The sequence below is a fragment of the Streptococcus gwangjuense genome, assembly GCF_003627155.1.
Classification (GTDB): Bacteria; Bacillota; Bacilli; order Lactobacillales; family Streptococcaceae; genus Streptococcus; species Streptococcus gwangjuensis.
In genome coordinates this window covers 439,047-465,958 of sequence record NZ_CP032621.1, presented here as the reverse complement: position 1 = coordinate 465,958, position 26,912 = coordinate 439,047, and the positions used below count along the sequence as shown (strand labels likewise).

Below are 26,912 nucleotides of genomic sequence, written 5' to 3'. Positions count from 1 at the left end.
TCTCTTTATTACTCTGGCAATTCTACCTTCAAACTCATATCCGTCGGTTGTAATACCTTTTGAACTGCTGCAAGAAAGGCTAGTCCATTATCAGATGGAGAATATTGGAAGGTGATATGGATGACTTTTTTATCAAAGCTATCGCCGTATCGTTCTACATACTGCTTGCTTTCGAGGAAGTAGATATAGTTGTTGAGTTTTTCTTGAAGTTTCAAGAGATGTTCCTCTTCCAGAGACTCTATCCATTTGTTTTCATCAATCAACAACAACTCTAGATGGTCATCTGAAACACCCATCGCATCGATGCTTGTAACGTCTAGTTCAATTTTCTCAACTGTTTTAATGGTTTCTACTACCTTAGGTGGATTGTAGTATTTTTCCTTGAATTCCTTGAGAATCTTCTCTACCTTTTCTTCGTCACACTGTCTGTATTCTGGATTACGTTCTAATACATTACACAACCCTTCATAGGTATACGTTTGTTTTTGATCATCTGATAGGTGGGAAGTGCTTTCTATAATATTTCTTACCAATTCATCTGTTTCAATAACAAAGGGAATATCATAATAATTCGTTACAAACCATTTTTGATTAGAAATATATTGAGTGACCTTCTTTAATTTCATTAGATCATTAGATAAGCTAAAATCTTTCAAGATTTCAAAAGTTCTGCGCGCTATATCCCTATCACCTTCCACATACAAAGGATATAAGCAATATTCTATCAATACTCCAATATCTGTACTATCAAGTTCATAAGAATCTCGTTGTCGAAAACGATACCTAGCTTCCGTCCCTAGAAAAACTTCAGCTTCTTTCCCTTCTTTCATTATTTCACGATAGTCTTTTACAAAATTTTGATAATTTTCTTTATTTTTCAATTTATATGTCTTCATTTAGTTACTCCATTGGTTAATTCTGCCTATTTTTAGCTATTTACTCCGTCTATTGTTGAATGATGGTATTAAAACTTTGTCTTATTATAGCATAAAATAAATACAAAAAAATAAAATGGGGAACTTAAGGAAAAAGAAAACCACCTGAAAAACTATCAGATGGTAAACTTTTCAGCCATGAACGGACTAATAAGTTTCTTAGAATGTTAGTTCTGCGATAACTTCTGCAACATTTCAGGAGAAATTGGGTCCACAAGAACATACTTGGCATCCAGCATATAGATTCCCTCAGTCAACGACTCTAAGAACTGACGATAAGGAACTTCGGCTAGTTTTTCCCCATCGGCTGTCATTATAAATAGTCGTGCAACTGCAACCTTACTTCCTCGATACTCTTGTAAATATTGAGGTTCTAGCTCTGGTTGAGCCGGTAAGATTGTTCGCCCTTCACTATTTAGATAATTGATAGGGATAATGATGTCCTCTCCATTTTGCTCTACTTTAAAAACTTGTTGCTCAGAGTAATAAGCATTTAGCTGTTGGGTAAAGCGCAAACGCTGGTCATAACTATTTAAGAGTTGATCATCCGGCACATGGATAATCTGCCCTAGGTAAAGTTCATTGATGTAAATAGGACGTTTCACTCCCATAACTTCTACTATAGGATGAACTTTTACTTCCTTAGTCAATTCTGAGAGAGCTGATAAGAAAATATCTGTGAAATGAAAATCAAGAATGGAATCTTTATCATAGTCCACGCCATCATGTTCACACACTCTTACATCTAAAAGAACCAGCAATGTTTTCAAGAACATCAAGGCCCCAGTCCAGTCAGAAGCTGTCGCCAAATCTGGAACAGATACCTGATAGGCTTGACCATCAAAAGATAGACGGAACCCTAGACTAGACTTCTCTTTGACCCCAAACTGAACAGAATGGAAATCCGAAATAAGAGAGTCTGCAGATGGCTTTAATCCTGCATCCTTAGCGGAAACGCTGTAACATTCAAAAAGTTCTGCTTGAAGCACCTCACCAATTCTTAGTGATTGGTTGCTTTTTATTGTAAAATTAACTGATTTCATATTTTTCTCCTTCGGTCTACTGGCAAATCCTTTCTACGACGTAGAATCGTTACTTCGCTGACAGGGATTTTTCCTGATGCATACGTAATATGACCGTACTTATCATCCATCAATGACGCGCCATCTGCTATATTGTTTTCATTTAAAAATTCTTTATCAGAAACCAATATTCGCACATAAGAATCAGGTGCTGTAAAATCATCATCTCCATGCTTGTGACCAGCAATTGCAAATTCCTGACCTTTATATAGGACACGATCATAAACGCTATATCTTTGCGTAACTTCACTATAAGACAGGAACTTCCCGTATAACCCTTCATAATCACCAGATTCATAGAAACTATAGGGAACGTAGCCCTCTTCCAACATCGCTGGAGCTTTTGATAGAAGAATATATCCATTTATATAATTCACAAAATTAGAATATACTTCATCTTCATAAACTAGATATTCTTTATCCATTTTATCCCTCCACGTATTCCATTATACCATATTTATTGACCCTACCAACTAATACTTCTTCTCCTCCGACATTTAGATACAATTTAGAGCCTTCCTTGAGTCTACTTCTATTTGAATGACGATATTCTGGAACCAAAAACTCATCTGAATCTGATTTTATAAAGCCATTTCCACTAGCAGGGTCTATTGCTTTATAAGGCTTACCTGTATCGCTATTCATCAAAACATTACCTTTTGCATCTATTAAATTCCCATCCATATCTCCATATGGGATTTTAATATAACCCGTCTCATCAGTAGTATACTCTAAACGAAGATATGCATCTGTTTTTAGCTTCAAATTACCATTCTGATCACGTACTGCAACCCTATTGCCATTTGCATCAATCATAGTTTCAACAAATGGTGATCCCTCATAGTCCAATCGTAATCCTTCTACAGCTTCCCTGATATTAGTAATATTTTTCACATCCGAACGTTTGGCTACATAGCCACCCGCTGTTGCTTTTTTCCTATCAAATAGCCAAACCTCATCTTCAATAGGCATAATCTTTTGCATGACGGTTGAATCGTTTGGATACGGAATTGTATTACGAATATCAATCATCATATCATATTCAGACTGTGTCATTTTGGTCACATGCGTATTCCTTAGTCGATTAAATTCATCCCAAGAAACACCATACTCTTTTAATTTTTGGTCAATGATTGCTCGAGTTGTTGATTGACTTGGTGATGGATTCGCTGTTCCCTTCACCCTCGGAAGTTCCTGACTAACTAATGGGGATTTGTTTAAGTTTCGTTGGAGTTTCTCCTTCGCCAGATACTGGTCAAAGTTACTGGATTCCCTCGCAAGTTTACTTTCTTTCAGATTCTTCAGAATCTGCTCTCGGTTATACTTCGGTGCTTCGACATCGTGGACACCTTTCAACTTCGGAAGTTCCCGACTAACTAATGGGGATTTGTTTAAGCCTAGTTGGAGTTTCTCCTTCGCCAGATACTGGTCAAAGTTACTGGATTCCCTCGCAAGTTTACTTTCTTTCAGATTCTTCAGAATCTGCTCGCGGTTAAACTTCGGTGCTTCGACCTCTACTTTCACCTCATTGAGACTAAACTTGCTGGCTGCTGAGGAGGCCGCATAACCTCCTACGATATTCCCAATAAAGTTTGCGGTTTGGGCATCTTCCTCACTACCACCTAGGAGCTTAGTCCCATGATAGGCTACCTGACCCGCTGTATAGGCGCCGGCTTCCCCTATCGCAAACTGAGTCAAGCCCTTGACAACGCTCTGGGTCTGCCCTATGGGAATCATGATGGCACTCGCCGTCACAAAGACATTCCCAACATCATGATACAGCTTGTCATTCCCCATGAAAAGCGTATCTCGGATGAGATTATAGGATTTCGTATGGATATCCCCTGCATTCCCAAGTTGGATATTATGAATCCCTTCCGCTGCATTAGACGCCCCATAAGCAAACGACCCCAGTCCTGCGGTTAAGCCAGCCCCAACAACCAAGGGTGTCGCAAAACCCATGCTTCCTACAATCGCAAGAATACTAAACGCAACGGTCACCACACCAATTGCCAGGTCTTTCCAACCGTTCTTGGCTCGATCCTCCGCAGCCAAGGCCTCAAAACGAGCCTTGTCTCTCTCCTGAGCAGCTTGTACGCGTTCAACACGACTCTCCATCTGCTTGGTCGCCTGTTGGTAGGCCATCGCAAAGCGTTGGACAGACTGGAGTTTGGCGAAATCACCCGACTGATAAGTCCCTACAGTCCGTGTCTTCCCTGCATGTTCTGCGATCAAGGCCTTGGTCGCCGACAAGAGTTCCTTAAAGGCAACCAAATCCTGACTCGCATGATTACTTTCATACTGGATGATCGAGTTGTCCAAGTTTTTGACCTGATTCATGAGAAAGTTATAGTTCATGACCGTACTGGTATGACTACTTCCTGAATAGCTCACCAAGTCTGAAATCTTGTCCTTGGTCGTGTTCAAGAGCTCAATCTCACTCTTTAGATTGTCCCGTGAACTCTTTAAATCACTATGAAGGGTTGTAAACACCTGACCCGGTAACTTTGCATGATTGCTTGAATCAATCTGGTAGTAACCATCCTTGTACAGTAGGAGGTTAGTTGAGTAGTCATTCATCAGGTTGACCAGAGTTTGAAGAAGAGTCCCATGCACCTCTACTAGGTAATTGCGCATACTCGAGATGGCCTGACCTTGGAGATTTGCACTTAATGTAAAAACAGGAACTTGCCTACAACTAACAGTGTATAAACAAGTTCCTTACAAGCTATTTTAATGGCGATACATAATTATCTGGAAGTTTGCCTTCAGATTCGATCCAAATCTTCTCTGCAATGGTCATTAACTCTTTTAATTCTTCTTGTGTAAAAAGTAATTGATTTTTCGGATTAGCTATCAGTATCTTTGGTCGTTCTTTGGCTCTTCCCCTTTTTATTTTATTGATTTCTTTTTCCGTTGGGGGCCAGCAATCGTTCTTTACTCTATAAGATACTTCTCGTAACGTTTTCTTCCTACTCTCCAGCAAGGAAAATAACTCGTCCGATAATTCATAAACAACTCGTTCATCCATCATGCCACCTTCAATATTGACGATATAATACTGATTATTATGTTTCCAAACTTCTTTTCCGTATCCTTTGACTTCTTCGAACTGAATAACGTCTTCCCAGCCTAGTTTTGTTGGTTTCATTTCAAACCTCTTTTACTTAAGTGGTGATACATAATCGTCTGGAAGTTCACCCATTGATTCTATCCATTGTTGTTCGGCTTGAGGAATAAGTATTTCAAGTTCTTTATTACTAAAAAGCAACTGATTTTTACGGTTTGATATCAGCACAATTGGCTTTTCTCTAGCTCTTTTTTTTCTTATTTCGTTCTTTTCTTCTTCCGTCGGTGGCCAACAATTGTTCTTTACTCTATAAGATACTTCTCGTATCGTTCTCTCCCCACTCTCTAGTAAGGCAAATAACTCATTTGGTAATTCATAAACCACACGCTGAGGGGCAATTCCTCCCTCCTCAGTAACGTAATAAAGAGTATTACCATCTCTCCATATATGCTGACCGTAGCCTATTACCTCTTCAAACTGGATAACATCTTCCCAGCCTAATTTACTATGTTCCATGTATGTTCTCCTCTCTTGGTACTAATATCTTCCATGACACCTTCTGGAATATCTCCTGGGAAAGTTCGTCCAGCTGGTCTCCACCAGTCATTGGCTCCAACTTCATTTCCACTTGGTATGGAAATCCCTTTTTCCGCTACTACTTCTGGAGTAACATCCAAACGATAAAGTGGACCATCTCCTAAATAACCTTCATCAAGTCCTAATATGATTTCATAAAGACGATTATCTCCATTGGCAACCTTTTCAATGATATCTGCATGTTCTTTGCTCAGCCAGAAACTTGTTCCATCACCACTCCCAACAATACCCTCATTCCAATTCTCGCTAGGCTGAAATTTTTGGAATCGGGATGCTCCATTTTTAAATAGTTGTCTGTGTGCTTCTATATACTTAGGGGTGAGATATTCCTCAACATCAGGGCGAAAGATTCCTTTCTGAGAATCGGGCTTGATATCAAGTATATCCTTCTTAGTATATGCACCTCTAATATACTTCACTTTAGGTGAGTCCTTAGAAATATTAAAAATTAATTCCCTTTCTTCAGGAGTTAATTTGTTAAAGACCTTCTCTAGATATCTTTCGCGAGTTGAAAAGTCTTTAAACCCTGAACTCTCCCTCGCAAGTTTGCTTTCCTCTATATTCTTCAGGATTTGTTCTTTGTTATACTTCGGTGTTTCAACATCGTGCACCCCCTTCACCTTCGGAAGTTCCCGACTAACTAATGGGGATTTGTTTAAGTTTCGTTGGAGTTTCTCCTTCGCCAGATACTGGTCAAAGTTACTGGATTCCCTCGCAAGTTTACTTTCTTCCAGATTCTTCAGAATCTGTTCGCGGTTATACTTCGGTGCTTCGACATCGTGCACCCCCTTCACCTTCGGAAGTTCCCGACTAACTAATGGGGATTTGTTTAAGCCTCGTTGGAGTTTCTCCTTCGCCAGATACTGGTCAAAGTTACTGGATTCCCTCGCAAGTTTACTTTCTTTCAGATTCTTCAGAATCTGCTCGCGGTTATACTTCGGTGCTTCGACATCTACTTTCACCTTATTGAGACTAAACTTGCTGGCTGCTGAGGAGGTCACATAGCCTCCTACCAGGTTTCCGATAAAGTTTGCGGTTTGAGCGTCTTCCTCACTTCCACCTAGGAGCTTAGTTCCATGATAGGCAACCTGACCCGCTGTATAGGCTCCTGCTTCCCCTATCGCAAACTGAGTCAAGCCCTTGACAACGCTCTGAGTCTGCCCTATGGGAATCATGATGGCACTCGCCGTCACAAAGACATTCCCAACATCATGATACAGCTTGTCATTCCCCATGAAAAGCGTATCTCGGATGAGATTATAGGATTTCGTATGGGCATCCCCTGCATTTCCAAGTTGGATGTTATGAATCCCTTCCGCTGCATTAGAGGCCCCATAAGCAAACGACCCCAGTCCTGCGGTTAAGCCAGCCCCAACAACCAAGGGTGTCGCAAAACCCATGCTTCCTACAATCGCAAGAATACTAAACGCAACGGTCACCACACCAATTGCCAGGTCTTTCCAACCGTTCTTGGCTCGATCCTCCGCAGCCAAGGCCTCAAAACGAGCCTTGTCTCTCTCCTGAGCAGCTTGTACGCGTTCAACACGACTCTCCATCTGCTTGGTCGCCTGTTGGTAGGCCATCGCAAAGCGTTGGACAGACTGGAGTTTGGCGAAATCACCCGACTGATAAGTCCCTACAGTCCGTGTCTTCCCTGCATGCTCTGCGATCAAGGCCTTGGTCGCCGACAAGAGTTCCTTAAAGGCGACCAAATCCTGACTCGCATGATTACTTTCATACTGGATGATCGAGTTGTCCAAGTTCTTGACCTGATTCATGAGAAAGTTATAGTTCATGACCGTACTGGTATGACTGCTTCCTGAATAGCTCACCAAGTCTGAAACCTTGTCCTTGGTCGTGTTCAAGACCTCAATCTCACTCTTTAGATTGTCACGTGAACTCTTCAAATCACTATGTAATCGTGTAAACACCTGACCTGGTAACTTTGCATGATTGCTTGAATCAATTTGATAGTAGCCATCCTTGTACAGTAGGAGATTAGTTGAGTAGTCATTCATCAGGTTGACCAGAGTTTGAAGAAGAGTCCCATGCACCTCTACTAGGTAATTGCGCATACTCGAGATGGCCTGACCTTGGAGATTTTGATTGTTGATGAAGTCGCTCATAGCCTTATTTAGATTAGCGATGGCCTCTTCCCAAGCATTCATCGTCTTTTGACTTTCCACTTGAACAGAGGTAATATCATCAAATTTTATCTTGTAACTCATAGAACCTCCCTACTGCAAGCCAGACAACATTGTTTGTCCCAATACAGTATCTGTACGGGCCAACTCTTTTCCTGTAGCGGACATCAAGGCGATGTCTGTTCCCAATAAGGACGTATAGCTCGTCATCAACTGATAGAGCTCATTGAATTGTTCCTGATACAAATCGAGCACCTTGGATTCCGATGTCGTGTTAAAGTTTGGCTTACTCACTCCAACCAAACTAGCCTGAGCCTTGGTCAAACTACTGATGTGCGCGTTAAACAGAACCTCAGATAATTGAATCGTTCCATACATGACCTTACCCCTCCCTTGTATGTAGTAGCTTCTCGATGAAATTTCCCAGATTGTTCATCTGACTTTGGCACCAACCAATAATGCCATGTTCTTCGTTCTTTTGATTTTCCAACCTAGTGATTTCATCACAGATGGCATCATAGAAGGTATTCATCTCCGTTTGAAAACTCGTGTAGTCACTGGAGAAGGTCTCCCACTGCTTGGTGAAATCATCCTTTTGTTTGCCTTGCCATTCTGGCTGAATATTTCGGTGCATGATGGGATACTTGATATTGTGAACATTTTGTTGGATTTGAAGAGAATTCTATTTAAAGTAAGAGTTTACCAATAAAATATTAGTAAACTCTTGCTTCATTCAATTTTAACATCGATGGAAAGAGCTATTTTAATCTTTGCTCGCTAGAATTTCAGCCCCTTCAGGTAATATTTCTTCCAGTTCAGCCTTTGTGAATAAACCTTGCGCTTCAGGATTTCCTCTTAAAGCTTCAGGATATTGCCTCAAGAAATTTCTATCAGCTTCTTCTTGTGTCACGTTCGGTGGCCAACAATCATTCTGAGCTTTAAATAATAAATCATTTCCTGAGCGCTTCCCAGATAGATATACTTCAAAATCTGTAGCGTTTATCTCAAATACTCGTCTCACAGATGCAATACCAAGTTCAAAAAACGTATAGTATCTTCCATTGTGCTCCCGAATATACAGATTGTCTGGCGTATGAACCGCCTTAAACTTCTCATATTCTTCCCATGTTATTTTAGTCAAACTCATTTTAATCGCCTCCTAATTTTCTAATTGTAAATTCTCCCCACGGAACTTCGTCAATGACTGCTTCTGGCATATTTCCTGGATAAGTACGGCCACCTGGTTTCCAATATCCTTTAAAAGCTGAAGCTTCATTACCACTCGGAACTTTCAAATTTTTAATTGAATCATAAGGGATATCTATTGCCACAGGTGCATCACCGAAATCGCCAGGATGTAATCCTAGCAAATCCTCAAGAAGTCTAGGATTGCCTTTACTTATGTCAATTAATGTTTCGCCTACATCTTTAGGCATAACAAAAGCGACATGATCCTTAGGACTACCTATTGCACCATTATTAAAACCACCCTCTTGAGGCATGAATCTTTGAATTTTAATAGCTCCATTGTCAAATTGATGTTTATGTGCTTCTAGGTAGTCAGGGTGTAAGTATCTTTCTGGTTTAGGTCGAGGATTAATTTCCTTGTCAATTGCTTCAATATTTTTAAAAACAGACTGCTGATTCATGCCATCTATCATTTTTATTTTGGGCGCTGTTTCAGAAATTTCCAACACTCTTACGCGGTCTGAAGGACTGATACCTGCCTCCGCATATTTGTGCCATTGAAGATATCTCTGACGGTCCATCGGTTCCATACTCATCAAGGTTTTCTGGAATTTCTCCTTCGCCAGATATTGGTCAAAGTTACTGGATTCCCTCGCAAGCCTACTTTCTTCTATATTTTTTAGAATTTGTTCGCGGTTATACTTCGGTGTTTCGACATTGTGGACACCTTTCACCCTCGGAAGTTCCCGACTAACTAATGGGGATTTGTTTAAGCCTTGTTGGAGTTTCTCCTTCGCCAGATATTGGTCAAAGTTACTGGATTCCCTCGCAAGTTTACTTTCTTCCAGATTCTTCAGAATCTGCTCGCGGTTATACTTCGGTGCTTCGACATCGTGGACACCTTTCAACTTCGGAAGTTCCCGACTAACTAATGGGGATTTGTTTAAGTTTCGTTGGAGTTTCTCCTTCGCCAGATATTGGTCAAAGTTACTGGATTCCCTCGCAAGTTTACTTTCTTTCAGATTCTTCAGAATCTGCTCGCGGTTATACTTCGGTGCTTCGACATCTACTTTCACCTTATTGAGACTAAACTTGCTGGCTGCTGAGGAGACCACATAACCTCCTACGATATTCCCGATAAAGTTTGCGGTTTGGGCATCTTCCTCACTTCCACCTAGGAGCTTGGTCCCATGATAGGCTACCTGACCCGCTGTATAGGCTCCTGCTTCCCCTATCGCAAACTGGGTCAAGCCCTTGACAACGCTCTGAGTCTGCCCTATGGGAATCATGATGGCACTCGCTGTCACAAAGACATTCCCAACATCATGATACAGCTTGTCATTCCCCATGAAAAGCGTATCTCGGATGAGATTATAGGATTTCGTATGGGCATCCCCTGCATTTCCAAGTTGGATGTTATGAATCCCTTCCACTGCATTAGACGCCCCATAAGCAAACGACCCCAGTCCTGCGGTTAAGCCAGCCCCAACAACCAAGGGTGTCGCAAAACCCATGCTTCCTACAATCGCAAGAATACTAAACGCAACAGTCACCACACCAATTGCCAGGTCTTTCCAACCGTTCTTGGCTCGATCCTCTGCAGCCAAGGCTTCAAAACGAGCCTTGTCTCTCTCCTGGGCAGCTTGTACGCGTTCAACACGACTCTCCATCTGCTTGGTTGCCTGTTGGTAGGCTATCGCAAAGCGTTGGACAGACTGGAGTTTAGCGAAATCACCCGACTGATAAGTCCCTACAGTCCGTGTCTTCCCTGCATGCTCTGCGATCAAGGCCTTGGTCGCCGACAAGAGTTCCTTAAAGGCAACCAAATCCTGACTCGCATGATTACTTTCATACTGGATGATCGAGTTGTCCAAGTTCTTGACCTGATTCATGAGAAAGTTATAGTTCATGACCGTACTGGTATGACTGCTTCCTGAATAGCTCACCAAGTCTGAAATCTTGTCCTTGGTCGTGTTCAAGAGCTCAATCTCACTCTTTAGATTGTCACGTGAACTCTTTAAATCACTATGAAGGGTTGTAAACACCTGACCCGGTAACTTTGCATGATTGCTTGAATCAATCTGGTAGTAACCATCCTTGTACAGTAGGAGGTTAGTTGAGTAGTCATTCATCAGGTTGACCAGAGTTTGAAGAAGAGTCCCATGCACCTCTACTAGGTAATTGCGCATACTCGAGATGGCCTGACCTTGGAGATTTTGATTGTTGATGAAGTCGCTCATAGCCTTATTTAGATTAGCGATGGCCTCTTCCCAAGCATTCATCGTCTTTTGACTTTCCACTTGAACAGAGGTAATATCATCAAATTTTATCTTGTAACTCATAGAACCTCCCTACTGCAAGCCAGAAAACATTGTTTGTCCCAACACAGTATCTGTACGGGCCAATTCTTTTCCTGTAGCGGACATCAAGGCGATGTCTGTTCCCAATAAGGACGTATAGCTCGTCATCAACTGATAGAGCTCATTGAATTGTTCCTGATACAAATCGAGCACCTTGGATTCCGATGTCGTGTTAAAGTTTGGCTTACTCACTCCAGCCAAACTAGCCTGAGCCTTGGTCAAACTACTGATGTGCGCGTTAAACAGAACCTCAGATAATTGAATCGTTCCATACATGACCTTACCCCTCCTTCGTATGTAGTAGCTTCTCGATGAAATTCCCCAGATTGTTAATCTGACTTTGGCACCAACCAATAATGCCATGTTCTTCGTTCTTTTGATTTTCCAACCTAGTGATTTCATCACAGATGGCATCATAGAAGGTATTCATCTCCGTTTGAAAACTCGTGTAGTCACTGGAGAAGGTTTCCCACTGCTTGGTGAAATCATCCTTTTGTTTGCCTTGCCATTCTGGCTGAATATTTCGGTGCATGATGGGATACTTGATATTGTGAACATTTTGTTGGATTTTCCCTACAGACTTCTTGGCCGTACGAAGACGTTCCAATTTTTCATCGATGGAAGTAATCCGTGATTGGGCAGAGGAGATGCTGGCGGAGTAGGCATTCACTCTACCTTGAAGATAATTCTATTTAAAGCAAGAGCTTACCAATGGTTTATCGATAAACTCTTGCTTCATTTATTCTATCATAAAAGGGGGAGTTATTTATTATTCTGTGATATCATCCCAGAGGGGGGATAGATAGTTAACGGGCATTCCTTCCTTGACATAGTATCGATTAATAATAACTATGTCTGCTAAAAAATCTAAAAATTTTGTTTTTGCTTCTTGGAATGTATTATAAACATGTTTTCCATTAAAACTTCCTCTATCCATTGTTCCGTATACAAAATATAAATTTTCTACTTGATTATATTCAATGACGACTTCCCATTCTCCAGGTTTTTCCTCTGAAAATATTGAATATCTTAAACTTGAGTAACCTAATTTCTCAATTTCCTTTAGAAGATCCTTTTTATGTAATTCTAATTTACTCATTATTTCACCTCTCTTATAAGACCAAGTTTCTCATACCAACTGATGGATGTACCAAATTTCAATTGAGTTCCACCACCTTGACCGAAAACAATATCTATCATTCCTTCTTTAGGTTCTGCTATATCTTTTAGTGAGAATTTATACTCTCCCATCAATTTATCAAGTATCATTTTATCAGATTTAGATAATCCTTCGTAACCCATTGTTACATTTTTTAAATTAATTTCCTTCACAATTTCATACTGATGATATGTTTGATATCCCTCTGGATATGGTAGACCCCGTTTATTAAAAGGTATTATCTTCCCTTCTTTCACTGGACTTGTGAATGTACCTCCAGATTCACCAAATCTATCTATGATATCTCCAACTTTTAAATTAGCTGGTTTTGTAATAGCGTTACCAGCACTATCTAAAACAAAGCCATCTTTAAGAGGCCAATCGATAGAACCGTCAGCTTTTAGATAAGAACGATATCTGACTGGTGTTGGTTTTCCTGTTGCCTTATCAATATCCTTAGAGAGGTACGCATATTTGCCATCTCCCCATGAAATCCTTTCTGCAAAGTATTTTCCTTGTTGTGCGTACTCTTTGCGAAGGTAGTTATCAAACTTCGAACTCTCCCTCGCAAGCCTGCTTTCTTCCAGATTCCTTAGAATCTGTTCGCGGTTATACTTCGGTGTTTCGACATTGTGGACACCCTTCACCTTCGGAAGTTCCCGACTAACTAATGGGGATTTGTTTAAGCCTCGTTGGAGTTTCTCCTTCGCCAGATACTGGTCAAAGTTACTGGATTCCCTCGCAAGTTTGCTTTCCTCTATATTCTTCAGAATCTGCTCTCGGTTATACTTCGGTGCTTCGACATTGTGGACACCCTTCACCTTCGGAAGTTCCCGACTAACTAATGGGGATTTGTTTAAGTTTCGTTGGAGTTTCTCCTTCGCCAGATACTGGTCAAAGTTACTGGATTCCCTCGCAAGTTTACTTTCTTTCAGATTCTTCAGAATCTGCTCGCGGTTATACTTCGGTGCTTCGACATCTACTTTCACCTTATTGAGACTAAACTTGCTGGCTGCTGAGGAGACCACATAACCTCCTACGATATTCCCGATAAAGTTTGCGGTTTGGGCGTCTTCCTCACTACCACCTAGGAGCTTGGTCCCATGATAGGCAACCTGACCTGCTGTATAGGCACCGGCTTCCCCTATCGCAAACTGGGTCAAGCCCTTGACAGCGCTCTGAGTCTGCCCTATGGGAATCATGATGGCACTCGCTGTCACAAAGACATTCCCAACATCATGATACAGCTTGTCATTCCCCATGAAAAGCGTATCTCGGATGAGATTATAGGATTTCGTATGGGCATCCCCTGCATTCCCAAGTTGGATGTTATGAATCCCTTCCGCTGCATTAGACGCCCCATAAGCCGCTGTTCCAATTCCTGCGGTTAAGCCAGCCCCAACAACCAAGGGTGTCGCTGCCCCCATAGTTGCCCAAATCGCTAAAGCACCAATCGCAACGGTCACCACACCAATAGCTAGGTCTTTCCAACCGTTCTTGGCTCGATCCTCTGCAGCCAAGGCTTCAAAACGGACCTTGTCTCTCTCCTGGGCAGCTTGTACACGCTCAACACGACTCTCCATCTGCTTGGTCGCCTGTTGGTAGGCCATCGCAAAGCGTTGGACAGACTGGAGTTTAGCGAAATCACCCGACTGATAAGTCCCTACAGTCCGTGTCTTCCCTGCATGTTCTGCGATCAAGGCCTTGGTCGCAGACAAGAGTTCCTTAAAGGCAACCAAATCCTGACTCGCATGATTACTTTCATACTGGATGATCGAGTTGTCCAAGTTCTTGACCTGATTCATGAGAAAGTTATAGTTCATGACCGTACTGGTATGACTGCTTCCTGAATAGCTCACCAAGTCTGAAATCTTGTCCTTGGTCGTGTTCAAGAGCTCAATCTCACTCTTTAGATTGTCACGTGAACTCTTTAAATCACTATGAAGGGTTGTAAACACCTGACCCGGTAACTTTGCATGATTGCTTGAATCAATCTGGTAGTAACCATCCTTGTACAGTAGGAGGTTAGTTGAGTAGTCATTCATCAGGTTGACCAGAGTTTGAAGAAGAGTCCCATGCACCTCTACTAGGTAATTGCGCATACTCGAGATGGCCTGACCTTGGAGATTTTGATTGTTGATGAAGTCGCTCATAGCCTTATTTAGATTAGCGATGGCCTCTTCCCAAGCATTCATCGTCTTTTGACTTTCCACTTGAACAGAGGTAATATCATCAAATTTTATCTTGTAACTCATAGAACCTCCCTACTGCAAGCCAGAAAACATTGTTTGTCCCAATACAGTATCTGTACGGGCCAACTCTTTTCCTGTAGCGGACATCAAGGCGACGTCTGTTCCCAATAAGGACGTATAGCTCGTCATCAACTGATAGAGCTCATTGAATTGTTCCTGATACAAATCGAGCACCTTGGATTCCGATGTCGTGTTAAAGTTTGGCTTACTCACTCCAGCCAAACTAGCCTGAGCCTTGGTCAAACTACTGATGTGCGCGTTAAACAGAACCTCAGATAATTGAATCGTTCCATACATGACCTTACCCCTCCTTCGTATGTAGTAGCTTCTCGATGAAATTCCCCAGATTGTTAATCTGACTTTGGCACCAACCAATAATGCCATGTTCTTCGTTCTTTTGATTTTCCAACCTAGTGATTTCATCACAGATGGCATCATAGAAGGTATTCATCTCCGTTTGAAAACTCGTGTAGTCACTGGAGAAGGTTTCCCACTGCTTGGTGAAATCATCCTTTTGTTTGCCTTGCCATTCAGGCTGAATATTTCGGTGCATGATGGGATACTTGATATTGTGAACATTTTGTTGGATTTCCCCTACAGACTTCTTGGCCGTACGAAGACGTTCCAATTTTTCATCAATGGAAGTAATCCGTGATTGGGCGGAGGAGATGCTGGCGGAGTAGGCATTCACTCTACCTTGAAGATAATAGATTTGATCATAGTCTATTTGCCCCATGTATTAGCCTCCTAGTTCATTTACTTCATTCAACTCAGCAACATTCCCTTTAGGAATATCTGTTGTAGAGACAACCGAAGCAATATGTTCTAACATAAGCTCATTATCATCATCGCTATAGCCCTCTTGAACAACCTTAAAAACATCTTCATGATTAAAGTAGATAAGGCTATCTCCTACCATTCCTTCTGGATAGAGACAGGCTCCGTAATCAAAACGGTAGAGATCTCCTTTGACGGGTGCTGCAATCACACGAGCAATGATGAGCATCTTTTTAGTACTTCCCTTTAAAACAATAACACTGCCTAGTGGTAATAATTTAGTATCTGACATAAATAACCTCTCTAAATTTCTAATAATTGAACGGATTCATAATGATCTGGATAAAGAATGTAACCTTGGTTCGGTTTCAGTGCCGGCTCATTTGTGATGTAAGGATAGCGAGTATGATCTTGATCACTGATACGTACACCAAGAAAGACTTGATCCACTAACTGATTCGCCAATTTTACAAAAGTGTCGTAATTGTTCGCTACTAGATCTTGGTAGGCGCCTATAAAGAGCAAGGTTACTCCATACTGAGCTCCTTCACTAAGGAGTTGCTTGAAGTCCAGTTCACTCACTCCAGCCGCCATAGCCGTCGCAGCAATGTCAGGTATCAAAATTAACCATTTTGGATAGTCCTGATTTGGAGACGCAACCCGTTTCTTAAAGTCTTCTAATATCGTCTTCATGACATTATCAACCTCTAAAGAAGTATCAAATCGTTGAATACCATCAAAGAACTGACTGTTAATACGCTGACTAGGATCTAAAATAACAGTATTATACACTCCTGATAAACGGTTTAGGTGATATTCTAGTAATTTATAGTAATTCGTTACAAAAGCAGGACTGTCTGAGGCTATAAGCATAGGTCGCTCGAAACTAAAGGATGCTGGAACAACGGCTTCTCTTTCGAGTCCCAAGATAAAGTCTTGACTGCTTTCTAAGATTTCTGACATCACCTCTTTGGTTACCTTTTCTGGTAACATTGGGATACCTGCAGGAAGTGGGCCATCGTATGCCATAGCCATTGCTTCTTGTTCTGCACGAACTTCCTTTATGTAGTCCGTATAATGTTCACTGCTATATGGCAACATCACTTGGAATTGGACGATATCATCCAATTTAGCTATGGCACGGCCTTTGATTTCATCGAGTGGAATATTTGAACGTCCTACTACACCTGATAAGTCACTGGTATCAAACAAGAAGAGAGAAATCTTGGTCTTAAAGTTCGATTGTAGCTGTAGACGCATCGCATTGAGACGAGAAAGTGTCACAACCAGATAGATTCCTAGAGAGGCACCATCTCGAGAAATGACATTTAAAGTATCATAAAAAGCATCGACAAATGGGGCATCCATTACACTATCAAAACCATCTATCTCTATGAAAATAGTTGGAAAACTCTCATCTGACAACTGATTGTATTGCCTTAGATTTGTGGCTCTTGCTTGCGAAAGAGCATGTTTCCGAGTTTTTATCTCTCTATTCAAGAATCGAAGAGATTTCATGATTTTCTCAGTTTCATCCAAGGTGAAATAATCTGCAACATGAGGAAAATCTGAAATAGAGATTAAGCCACTGGTACCAAAATCATAGAGGTAGAAATGGACCTGGTCTGGTGTGTGCTTACGAATCACATCCATCGCAAAGTTCTGTAGAAAAGTGGACTTACCGAATCCCGGACTCGAAACCAATAAAATATGACCTCTTTGTTCCATATTGAAGTAAAGAGGAGATTGTTCCTGTCTTTCTGGAATATCTTGATACCCAATTAAAATAGGTTGCAACGCCTCTGAACGTCCCCAATAATCCTTGTAGTTAGTCGATTGTGTATCTTTAGCATATATCTTCTCTTCAAGTGGTGGCAACCAAGGACTGGCTACCTGATGAATACGAAGACCATCAAAGACTTCACGGGCTTTTTCTACAATGGCGTCTAATTCTGTTGGAACAGCCTTTGCTTCTTTTTTATTGACTAAACCACTCAAATCTTTATTAATGGCATTGTATTGACCATTACTTGTAATCTCATACACAGTTGTGTTTTTTTGAACATGATTTCGTCCTTCTGGATTATAATCCGCACCTGACCAAGCGCTTTGGAATAACTCATAGATTTCATTGTTTCCGACTTGAAGATAGGCTCTACCTGTCTGGGTAATTTCTGCGGCATCAGGTGTTTTGATTACTTCTCTAGAATCTGCAGCATCCTGTACTTTAAGAGCTATTTTAAACTTAGAGTTCGACCAAATTTGATCGTTGACAACCCCACTAGGTTTTTGGGTTGCTAAAATTAATTTAACCCCCAATGATCGACCAATACGAGCTGTAGAGACTAATTCATCCATGAAATCAGGTTGATTCGCCTTCAACTCTGCAAACTCATCACTAATGATTAATAGATGTGGTAATGGTTCTTTGACCTTCCCTTCCTTGAAGAGTTTCATATACTGGTTGATATGATTAACATCATTTTCTGCAAAAATACGCTGACGCTTCTTAAGTTCAGCTTTGATAGATACCAGAGCTCGATTGGCCTGGTTGCCATCCAAGTTTGTAATCGTACCAACAACATGAGGTAGGTCTGCAAAGAGATTAGCCATCCCTCCACCTTTATAGTCAATCAAGAGGAAAGCAACCTCATACGGATGGTAGTTCACAGCTAAAGATAGAATGTAGGACTGAATAAGCTCAGACTTCCCTGACCCCGTAGTACCAGCAATCAATCCATGAGGCCCATGCGCCTTCTCATGGATGTTTAGATAAAGAATATCATCTCTACCTCGAACTCCTAGAGGAACAGCCATTGTTTGGAAAGTTTCATTGTCTTGCCATCGTTTTAAAAGTTCTAGTTCCTCTACCTTATTGACTCCATACATCTCTAGGAAGGTAATACTATTCGGAATCGAATTACGCAAAGTCTGAACATGATGAATACCCGCAAGATTTCTCGCAAAATTTTCCTTTTCCGATAAACTTACAGGAGGAAGAGGCGTAATTTCTTTATTTGTATAATTGCCATCCTGAAGTAATACTGTACCTTTTTTATCTCCTCGATAGTCAACAACTGTCTTAACGTGTTCTGGTAGACTCTCAAGTACTTCTTCTACGAAAACATAATGAATCCCTAAATGGGATAAATCTTCATTGATGTACTCCATAATGTTGTGATCCAACATCAGGCTTAAATCTGTAAGAAAGAGAATATAATGAGGGCTGTATTGCTTTTCTTTCCCTTTATCCTGCTCACTATCTAACTTTCTATCTTTAATAACTTGATAGAGCGACGTTAATAGTTGATCTCGAGTACGTTGATTGTAAACAAAACCACGGCTATTTAGTGCTTTTATTTTCGTATGAGGTAGCCATCGGCTCCAATTCCATAACTCAAACTCTTCCTCTCGGAAAATTGGAATAAACTGTAAATCATGGTAACTTTGAAAAGTCGCTAATTGCATCATCATCTGTTGAACTTGTTCAATCACTATTTGCCGTGTTCCGATATAGCCCGTAGGATTTGTTAATGTATGTGTAATAGGTACCTGCTTAGTCACACGATAGTAGGAAAGTAGTTCTTGAATTTTTTGGTTAGCAGCTACATTATATTTTGTTAATTCAGAATCTGAATACTCAATAGAAAAACTAGAATTAACTTCACCCAAACCCAAACGATAAGACAGAAAATCAAAATGATAAAGTGTCTTTTCGTAAATACGTCTATCCGTTTTTTCTACCATTTCTAAAATCTGATCCATGCCAGGGAAATGATACACCAAAGCCTTAACTTGTTCTTTACGTAGGTTAGCTAATTGTGAATACTTGGTTTCCAAGTATTTCATATACTCAACAATTTTCTGTTCTTGAAGTTCCTTATGTGATTTTTTATCAGAAAAATAAGTATGAATGGAAGTCCCAATAGTAATGACAGACATCCCCATCATCATGAACATCATGCCACCACTACGTGTGAAGTAAACCGTTAGCATCGTAAAGACAATCATCGCCAAAGGGGTAATAATCAATCTTAGTAACGATTGTTTGTTGCCTTCATCATCTGTTGGTGCCGAAGCAATCGTTACTTTATCCTCGGGTTCTCTCAGAATAATCCGTGGAGAGCGATGAAATTCTTTTGAACGATCTTCGACCATTACTTCAGAAAAAGGCAGTAAGCTCGTCTCAATAGAAAATAGTGAATGAATCGATAAGATTTGTTTTTGAACGGATAAAGCTAGACCTTGTTCAAAAACAAGTTGGTCCATATCTTGAATATTTTGCGTCCCTGTTCTTCTTTCACCATTAAGATAATATGGACTAGCACTATAAATCGTCTTATTTGTCCCATCAAAGCTCAAAATGATTTCTATAGGAAAATCAACTAAGCGAATAGTCGCTTCTTTCTTATCTGATAAATATAGTATTTTTTCGGGAAGAAGGTAATACTCGGTGTTTTTAATAATCAATAAGGATACACTTATATCTTCAGCTATAGAAACCAAATGATACCCATAAGAATAAGTCTCTCCGAGCAGTTCAACTCCCGTTTCCTTGACTTCCAACACCACATTTTCAAGAATAGGAAGATAGATATTAGAAGCTATAGAAGGCCCCAGTTGATAGGTATTCCCTGTATAGAGTGGATAAACATTGTCTTCAAAAAATAAATAATTCATAGACCACTCCTATCTTGACTCTGTTGAAGTTGAAGTCGTATTCGACTTATTCGTCTCTGGTGTTAGGTAGTTTTTCTTCAATTCTTCCAATTTACTCTTATAATTGTTTAGTTGCTCAGTACGTTGTTCAGATGTGAGGTTAGGGTTTCTCTGAACTTCATCAACCTTTTTGGTAAGACCATACATCAATAATTGTGGGTCATCTAAGTAACTTGCAATATCTATTGCTTCATCAACTTTCGACTGTCCAATTAAAACCCAGTAACGAAGATAGTCTGTACTTGATTGAGTTGATATTTTGGATAGCTCTGTCTTTTGCGTTTCTGTTAAAGGCTCTGTTTTAATGACGGAATAAGCCACCATATAAGCATCATCTTGACTAAGTGATTTAGAATCTGTATTTTTAACAGTAGATACAACCGAAGAATAATCTTGGTTTACAAAAGCCAAACGTAAACCTGAAATCATTTGTTGATTAGGCATAGCGAACAATGCAAAGTAAAACACTCCAACAATTGATAGCACTCCAATAAATGATGCAATAATGGTAGTCCACTTCAACCGCGAAACAAGTTTATTAGGAACACGTGAAAATTTTTCTTTATTTTGTTCCTTTTCTTCTAAGTATTTTTCTAGTAGTAAGGCTAAGATTTCATCCAAATTTTCAGACTTCATGATGGTCTCACAAAACAGTTTTCCTTTATAAAATGGCGACTGTCCCTCCACTAATTTTTCATAACTTACCTTTTTATCTAATAGAGATACTATCATAGCTTTAAAGTTAACTGTAAACGCCTCTAGCTTCAATGCATCATAGGGAGGCACTTGCCCTTTAACACCACGAAAAATGAATAGAGGGTTCCCATTTCGTGAAAACACTAAATTACTAGGTGATAATTCATAAGTATAAATTGAATCCTTCAGCGAGTTAAATAATTGACCAACATTGATCAGATGACGTAATTTTTCTTCCTCAATCATCGTAGTCAGCTTATCCCAAGAATAATATTCATCAGTCAATAGACTTTCAATCGTTAGTTTACCTTCTTCCTCAATAACATTTTGATTCACAAAATAAGGTTGTATTGCTGTTAATAAAGCATAAGCTATTTCACGATTTCCCTTGATATCTCCAACTACTAATTCAATTTTTTGAACTTCCATACCTGACTCCCTTACTATATTCTTTCCAGGTTTAATAAAACTCCGTCTTTCACTAATACTAGACTGCTCGTACTAGCAAGAATTTCTCCTGACTGTTGATTTCTTACACTTGGATTCATTACCTTAATTCCAATACCATAAGCATCTGAGACGATTTGTATCAATTCTTTAATCGTTAACTCAGTAGGGACCCTTAAATCTAATATTTTAGATAAAAAAGGCGAACAATCCAGACTAATATTAATGTACTCTTCCATATAAAACTCCTAAATCTATTATGCTATGCCTATTATATCACGCAAAACATGAATATTAAAGAACTTTCTATTTATAAAAAGAGATACATTTTGTATCTCCCTTTATGTATTTTTCTATCGACTTTATTGTTTAGCTATATGTAACTTTTTATAAAAGAGCGAGTAAATTGTGACAATCATCCCTAGTATAAACAATAAAATTGCAGTCCAAGAAACAGGAGACTTTACATTTTTAAGTGAAACAGTCTTTTTATCACTGTGGTTGATTTGAATCTGATTGGTAAATAAAGCAGACTGATACTCATTAACGATATTCTCCGATTCCACTTTAGTGCTAAATAAGTTTGTTTTAACTAATTGATACTTTTCTTTATCCAATTTTTTAGTTGTATCAATCAATTTATATGTCTCAGGATGAAATAACTTTGTCAAATTACTCTCCTGTTCAAAGTACTGAATCTCTGTTTTCTTGGTATTCTTATCTAAAGACGTATCTATTTGCAAAGATCCATCGTTTGCAAAAGCAACACTACCTTTTGTAAAAATTGAAAACAATAGAAAGATAAAGACAATATTTTTTTTCATATTACTTGCTATCCTTAACTTGGCGATACAAGAAAATATTTACAAGTCCCAAAGCAATTGTTAGAACAACAATTACCATTACTGACTGAACAACTCCGTTTTGCTGATTAATGAATAATCTCACTACACCTTCAAGATATGTTAACGGAGAAAGAGTTGTTAAAATAGGAGCTGGATTCACATAATATTCATCAAATAATTGAGTTGCTGAAATGATATAAAGCAGTAATAGACTTATGCTTATCAAAAATCCAAGACTTTTTAGTTTATCAAGAAGGATATTCAGACTATATGTCATCATTAGACTCACCAAGACAAGAAGCATTACAAACCAGCTCAATTGACCTACAGAGAAAGCAAGTTTAACTCCAGAAACAATCGCAATTATAGAACCAACAGCTACTGAAATCACACTTAGGAAGAACATTGGTCCAGAAGAATTTCTCCATGACAAACGGTCCTTCAAACTGATTAATCTTTGCAATTCTTCTTTATCTGCATGTTGGAAAAGATAGGCAACAACCAAGCTAACAAGATAGCTGATTAAGATAACAAGGAGTCCTGATCTCTCATCTTGACGATTCGTCTGTGACGGTCTATTGGTCGCAGCTGATACAACATTCCCAATTTTAGAAGCATCAACAGGATTTGACAAATATTCATAGACTGCATCATTTTTCGTATTACCCGTTCTAGTATTGCTCAAAACAGTAGAAAAGTTTTTAAGGAATTCTTCGTTTGAACCATATTCACTAGACATGATATTTTTCAATTCAGAAACGCGTGCACTTAATGATTTTCCGTCTTTTTCCAATGTATTAACATCATTCGTCAACTGAGTCATAGTAGCTTGTATCGTCTCAGAAACAGCTTGGTTTGCTTTTGTATTGTCCATCAAGGTTTTACTAGCTGAAATCAGTGTACCTAGGTCCCTGTTCATATCCATACTAACATTAACCATACTAGTATTATCTACTTTTTCTGTTGCAACAAAACTAGGTTTACCTTTAATCGTTGTATCCACTAATTTGGTCTGTTCAATTAACTGTCTTAACTGAGTTATTAGATCATTGGTTGTTGTTCTCAGCTGTTCGATGTTAGATGTTAATTTCTCAGCATTGGCTAATCGTGACTGAATATCCGTCAATTTTTTATCAGAAATCTTCAAATCTGATTTTAGAGCTTCTACTGTAGTTGCTTTGATTAGATTGGTCACAATGGTCTTGAGGTCATCATTATTTGCTAAGGCAGCAAGAGAACCTTCTGCTGGAACAAACGTAGTGTCTGTGTACGTATTTTTAGATAAATCTAAGCCGTAATACGCAGTAACAAGTCCTGATAACTGTAGATACGCCTCAACATCTTTATAAACCGCTTGAGTTAGCTTGGTAGGATTGTACTCCCAGTTAGAAATAATGTCTTGCATCTCATAATGACGATTCAAAACTTTTTTTTCTGTTTGATTTATCTTAGTAGTCGTGATGGTCTTCGTAATTGTAATAATTTCTGTTGGTTTCTGCACATCAGGCGTAGAGGAACCTGAAGCTACAGAAGTAGCTGGACTAACAGGCGCAGCATGAACTGTCTCATTCTCTATTTTATCTTTTTCTACATAAGGGGCATCTTCCTTTATAACTTTTACATCTTCTGTCGTATCTAATTGATACTTAACAAGCACAGGTGACAAGACATTGAGATCATTTTCATTCTTGATTCCTAGTGTGTATGAAATAGTCATACCTGGAGATACTTCACCAGGGAAAGATACCTGATAACTACCTCCTCCAAGATCAGAAAATCCAAAATTTGATTCTTTAAGATAGTATCCGCTTGGTACTGTTATCTTTAATTTTGAAATTTTTCCTTCAAACGAAGGTAAAGTTAGCTCACGTTTTGTTGTGCTCTTAGACTTAATGTCATTCTTTAACTGAGAGAATTCTTCATTTTCAAGTGTTGTAGATTGCAAAGTTGGCAAATCTTTCCCTATCTTCTTACTATACCACCGTATAAAAGCACTAATATTTTTCAAATGTTGTTTATCAGTATCTGACAAAGAGAGATTATTTATAGTTGTATCATCGTAGTATACACTTGGCCATTTACTAGTAATTTGATTTTGCATACTAGTATTTAACGACTTGATATAACTTCCAAGAGTTTTATTAGCTCCATCTACCGCTGATGGGTTTTTAGCCAAGGAAGACTCTACTGCTTCTCTAATCTTTGTATCATAATTTGATAAGGTATCATCAATTTCCTTATTATTCTTCTTCAAACTTTCTAGAAGTTTTGCGATATCTTTGTTATAGGAAGAAGCCTTATCAGTGGTTTCTTTCCAAATAGCTGGCTCTGAAAAATTATTATTAAATTGAGTGTTTATAGCAGCCAATTGAGATAATTGTTTCTCAACTGATAATTTGGAAAAGTCTTTATCATAGTTGGACAAAGCCTGTTCTCTAGTATTCAAGGAATTATCCCATTTTTTTTGTTGCTTATCTATTCCATTTATTGTTTCCTCATATGTCTTATTAACAGAATCAATTGATTTAAAGGCATCATTTGTATTTAACAGGGTCTTGTTAAATGACGAATACGATGATAAGAGATTATTCGGTGATGAACCCAACCCATTAAACTGTTGACCATATTGAGCAAGAGGATCCACTAACTTATTATTAAAAGAAGTCAGTGACTCATGTTCATTTGTAACTACATCTGCAACCTGGCCTTGTGCTGTTTTCAAATTCCCGATAATACTAGTGAAATAAATATTAATCAAATCCTTATTAAAGAGCTCTTTGAAAGCTACTACAGCTTGTTCAGCCTGTTTGACAGTCAGTTGGTCACTTGATTGAATTTGATATTGAAACTTCGCCTGAACAGGGGAAGTTGATTCGATTGCTAAAGCTTCTTCTGAAAATTTACTTGGCAAGACTATCATCAACTGATAAGTCTCATTTTTTAGACCGCTTTCAGCGATTGACCTAGAAACAACTTCCACTTTGTAATTATTTTTAGCTATGAACGAATTTACTAAAGTATTCGCAATGTTAATCGGTTGTCCATTATATACCTTACCCGTATCTTCATTAACAATAGCTACTTTAATAGGGGCTTGTTGCACCGAGGAATCTGAGTTCGTTCGGCTGATAGGTGTTGGTTTTACAATTGCAAAGAAGGATACTATCATTGTCACAAATAACAGTAGCATCCCTAAGCTAAATAAAACTTTCTTTCTCACATTTTCTCCTTAATTAAATATAGTAAAAAAGTTGAGGATTTCTCCTCAACCTCAACTTTAGATTATTGAAGACCAAAGTTTCTAGATAAGTCTTGGTCATTTTGTTGCATCGCTTGAGCAGTCTTATCAAGTTGTGTATTGATTTGTTGCATTAAATCAGCAAAGTTTTCAACCTTTGGTTTCAATTCAGAGAATTGTTGATCAAAGCCTTGGAACGCAGCACCTTCCCATTCCGAACGCAAGGTATCTTGCAAGCGTTGAAGATTGCTCAAAATAACTCTGATATCGTTTGCAGCTTTTCCATATTCACGTGCACGTGATTGGAGGGTTTCTGGAGATACACGAATTTGTCCTGACATATTTTTACTCCTATGTTTTTTGTTTTATTATAACATTATTTCATATATGAATCAAGGATTTTTGGAAAAAAATTTATAGTATTAATCCATAATTAAAGTCATATAGAATACAATAAATAGTTACTTATAAAATACAGCATAATTTTTTCGATTTATTACTTCTGTCAATATTTAGAAAATTTAAAAATCTTTAAATTTTAAATTACCTTTACTCTAAATCAAAAGGTAATATTTCAGATTTTCATTCATTTCTTTCCATCTTTTGCTCTAATCCCTTATTACACGTAAAAAGAAGCCTTTCGGCTTCCTTTCTTACAAGACTTTTGCTGAAGTACGAGTAATTTCTTCTACTTGAATATTCTCTGATTCAAATTTTTCTTTCAAGGCTGGTAAATCAATTGATCCATCGATTTGAACTTCTATAATCACCTTACCATCTTTACGCGGAATATTGACTGTATGCGAGATATTCAACTTTTCTTCTACAATCAAAGAAATAATTTTTCCAAGAACGCCAATTTCGTTTTCCGTAACAAAGCGCACACGAATTCCTTCCTCACCATAACCAGCAATTTCAAGAAAGGCTTGGAAAACATCACGGTCCGTAATAACCCCATAGACTTGATGGTTATCTACTACAGGAAGAATACCAATCTTATTTTTCAACATCAGATAAGTTGCATCCTCTAGACTCGCATAGCCTGAAACAGTGACAACTTCGCGAATCATCACATCTTTTACTTTTGTCTTATTTAGAAGATAGTTCATCTCATAGATAGAAAGACTGGTTGCTTTGGATGGACTAGCTTGCGCAATGGTTCCTTCAGTTACCAAACCAACTAATTGATCATTTTCGATAACAGGCAAGCGATGCAACCCTTGCTCTCTCATCAAATCTGCTGCATGAGATACTGTTGTATCTGGACTAATATACACTACCTTACGGGTCATAAAATCTTTAACTGCCATGAGACTTCTCCTTTTCTGTTCTTATCCCTATTATACAATCTTTTTGTAAATCTATCAAACGCTTACATTTCTTTTTCAAAATTCAGAAAAGTA

24 protein-coding genes and 4 pseudogenes are annotated in these 26,912 nt (G+C 38.9%); all 28 read right to left on the bottom strand.

Annotation, left to right across the window (positions count from 1 at the left end):
- Positions 1-8: 8 nt before the first annotated feature.
- On the bottom strand, positions 9-896 hold the full coding sequence (ifs, locus tag D7D53_RS02215; protein ID WP_120769986.1) for an NAD glycohydrolase inhibitor: 888 nt from the start codon (positions 894-896) through the stop codon (positions 9-11).
- A gap of 206 nt (positions 897-1,102) precedes the next feature.
- The gene (locus D7D53_RS02210) at positions 1,103-1,978 is read right to left on the bottom strand and encodes a DUF4299 family protein (protein ID WP_042749691.1); all 876 of its coding nucleotides are present in this window, start codon (positions 1,976-1,978) and stop codon (positions 1,103-1,105) included.
- A complete protein-coding gene (locus D7D53_RS02205) occupies positions 1,975-2,442 on the bottom strand; it encodes a hypothetical protein (protein WP_120769985.1) in 468 nt (155 codons plus the stop codon). The genes D7D53_RS02210 and D7D53_RS02205 overlap by 4 nt, the downstream gene beginning before the upstream one ends.
- A 976-nt stretch (positions 2,443-3,418) precedes the next feature.
- A pseudogene (locus tag D7D53_RS09980) lies at positions 3,419-4,135 on the bottom strand (TNT domain-containing protein); the annotation flags it as partial.
- A gap of 165 nt (positions 4,136-4,300) precedes the next feature.
- Positions 4,301-4,654: pseudogene (locus tag D7D53_RS10155) on the bottom strand (LXG domain-containing protein); the annotation flags it as partial.
- Between the two features lie 91 nt (positions 4,655-4,745).
- Positions 4,746-5,168 (bottom strand): hypothetical protein, encoded by a 423-nt coding sequence (locus D7D53_RS02195; RefSeq protein WP_120769983.1) that lies wholly within the window; start codon positions 5,166-5,168, stop codon positions 4,746-4,748.
- A gap of 12 nt (positions 5,169-5,180) precedes the next feature.
- Complete coding sequence (locus D7D53_RS02190) at positions 5,181-5,603, bottom strand: hypothetical protein (RefSeq protein WP_120770849.1); 423 nt, start codon at positions 5,601-5,603, stop codon at positions 5,181-5,183.
- Complete coding sequence (locus D7D53_RS10150; protein WP_245941806.1) at positions 5,585-7,912, bottom strand: T7SS effector LXG polymorphic toxin; 2,328 nt, start codon at positions 7,910-7,912, stop codon at positions 5,585-5,587. The genes D7D53_RS02190 and D7D53_RS10150 overlap by 19 nt, the downstream gene beginning before the upstream one ends.
- A 9-nt stretch (positions 7,913-7,921) precedes the next feature.
- Positions 7,922-8,206, bottom strand: coding sequence for a TIGR04197 family type VII secretion effector (locus D7D53_RS02165; RefSeq protein ID WP_120769982.1), 285 nt, complete (start codon positions 8,204-8,206; stop codon positions 7,922-7,924).
- A gap of 4 nt (positions 8,207-8,210) precedes the next feature.
- Positions 8,211-8,462 carry a YwqH-like family protein gene (locus D7D53_RS02160; protein ID WP_245941805.1) on the bottom strand — a complete coding sequence of 84 codons (252 nt, stop codon included), beginning with the start codon at positions 8,460-8,462 and terminating at the stop codon, positions 8,211-8,213.
- A 129-nt stretch (positions 8,463-8,591) separates the two neighbouring features.
- Positions 8,592-8,975, bottom strand: a complete 384-nt coding sequence (locus D7D53_RS02155; protein WP_120769980.1) for a hypothetical protein — start codon at positions 8,973-8,975, stop codon at positions 8,592-8,594.
- Between the two features lies 1 nt (position 8,976).
- The gene (locus D7D53_RS10145; protein WP_245941804.1) at positions 8,977-11,358 is read right to left on the bottom strand and encodes a T7SS effector LXG polymorphic toxin; all 2,382 of its coding nucleotides are present in this window, start codon (positions 11,356-11,358) and stop codon (positions 8,977-8,979) included.
- A 9-nt stretch (positions 11,359-11,367) separates the two neighbouring features.
- Entirely contained in the window at positions 11,368-11,652 is a 285-nt protein-coding gene (locus D7D53_RS02130; RefSeq protein ID WP_120769979.1) for a TIGR04197 family type VII secretion effector, read from the bottom strand.
- A 4-nt stretch (positions 11,653-11,656) separates the two neighbouring features.
- Entirely contained in the window at positions 11,657-12,046 is a 390-nt protein-coding gene (locus D7D53_RS02125) for a YwqH-like family protein (protein ID WP_120769978.1), read from the bottom strand.
- A gap of 99 nt (positions 12,047-12,145) precedes the next feature.
- Positions 12,146-12,475, bottom strand: a complete 330-nt coding sequence (locus D7D53_RS02120) for an Imm59 family immunity protein (protein ID WP_120769977.1) — start codon at positions 12,473-12,475, stop codon at positions 12,146-12,148.
- Entirely contained in the window at positions 12,475-12,792 is a 318-nt protein-coding gene (locus D7D53_RS10335; protein WP_245941812.1) for a hypothetical protein, read from the bottom strand. Before D7D53_RS10335 ends, D7D53_RS02120 begins: the two co-directional genes overlap by 1 nt.
- 600 nt (positions 12,793-13,392) lie before the next feature.
- Positions 13,393-14,118, bottom strand: a pseudogene (locus D7D53_RS10330) (TNT domain-containing protein); the annotation flags it as partial.
- 165 nt (positions 14,119-14,283) lie between these two features.
- A pseudogene (locus tag D7D53_RS10325) lies at positions 14,284-14,688 on the bottom strand (T7SS effector LXG polymorphic toxin); the annotation flags it as partial.
- Positions 14,689-14,799: 111 nt separating this feature from the next.
- Positions 14,800-15,084 (bottom strand): TIGR04197 family type VII secretion effector, encoded by a 285-nt coding sequence (locus tag D7D53_RS02100; protein ID WP_120769976.1) that lies wholly within the window; start codon positions 15,082-15,084, stop codon positions 14,800-14,802.
- Positions 15,085-15,088: 4 nt separating this feature from the next.
- Positions 15,089-15,523 carry a YwqH-like family protein gene (locus D7D53_RS02095; protein WP_120769975.1) on the bottom strand — a complete coding sequence of 145 codons (435 nt, stop codon included), beginning with the start codon at positions 15,521-15,523 and terminating at the stop codon, positions 15,089-15,091.
- Between the two features lie 3 nt (positions 15,524-15,526).
- A complete protein-coding gene (locus D7D53_RS02090) occupies positions 15,527-15,856 on the bottom strand; it encodes a DUF4176 domain-containing protein (RefSeq protein WP_049486988.1) in 330 nt (109 codons plus the stop codon).
- Positions 15,857-15,867: 11 nt separating this feature from the next.
- Positions 15,868-20,244: a type VII secretion protein EssC gene (gene essC, locus D7D53_RS02085; protein WP_120769974.1), complete on the bottom strand. Its 4,377-nt coding sequence runs from the start codon at positions 20,242-20,244 to the stop codon at positions 15,868-15,870.
- A 9-nt stretch (positions 20,245-20,253) separates the two neighbouring features.
- Positions 20,254-21,408, bottom strand: a complete 1,155-nt coding sequence (gene essB, locus D7D53_RS02080) for a type VII secretion protein EssB (protein WP_042750269.1) — start codon at positions 21,406-21,408, stop codon at positions 20,254-20,256.
- A gap of 14 nt (positions 21,409-21,422) precedes the next feature.
- The gene (locus D7D53_RS02075; RefSeq protein WP_042750271.1) at positions 21,423-21,665 is read right to left on the bottom strand and encodes a type VII secretion protein; all 243 of its coding nucleotides are present in this window, start codon (positions 21,663-21,665) and stop codon (positions 21,423-21,425) included.
- Positions 21,666-21,788: 123 nt separating this feature from the next.
- On the bottom strand, positions 21,789-22,250 hold the full coding sequence (essA, locus tag D7D53_RS02070; protein WP_004261567.1) for a type VII secretion protein EssA: 462 nt from the start codon (positions 22,248-22,250) through the stop codon (positions 21,789-21,791).
- A 1-nt stretch (position 22,251) separates the two neighbouring features.
- Positions 22,252-25,491: a type VII secretion protein EsaA gene (gene esaA, locus D7D53_RS02065; RefSeq protein WP_042750274.1), complete on the bottom strand. Its 3,240-nt coding sequence runs from the start codon at positions 25,489-25,491 to the stop codon at positions 22,252-22,254.
- Positions 25,492-25,553: 62 nt separating this feature from the next.
- Positions 25,554-25,850, bottom strand: coding sequence for a WXG100 family type VII secretion target (locus D7D53_RS02060; RefSeq protein WP_004261570.1), 297 nt, complete (start codon positions 25,848-25,850; stop codon positions 25,554-25,556).
- A 312-nt stretch (positions 25,851-26,162) separates the two neighbouring features.
- Complete coding sequence (locus tag D7D53_RS02055) at positions 26,163-26,819, bottom strand: CBS domain-containing protein (protein ID WP_042750276.1); 657 nt, start codon at positions 26,817-26,819, stop codon at positions 26,163-26,165.
- Between the last annotated feature and the right edge of the window lie 93 nt (positions 26,820-26,912).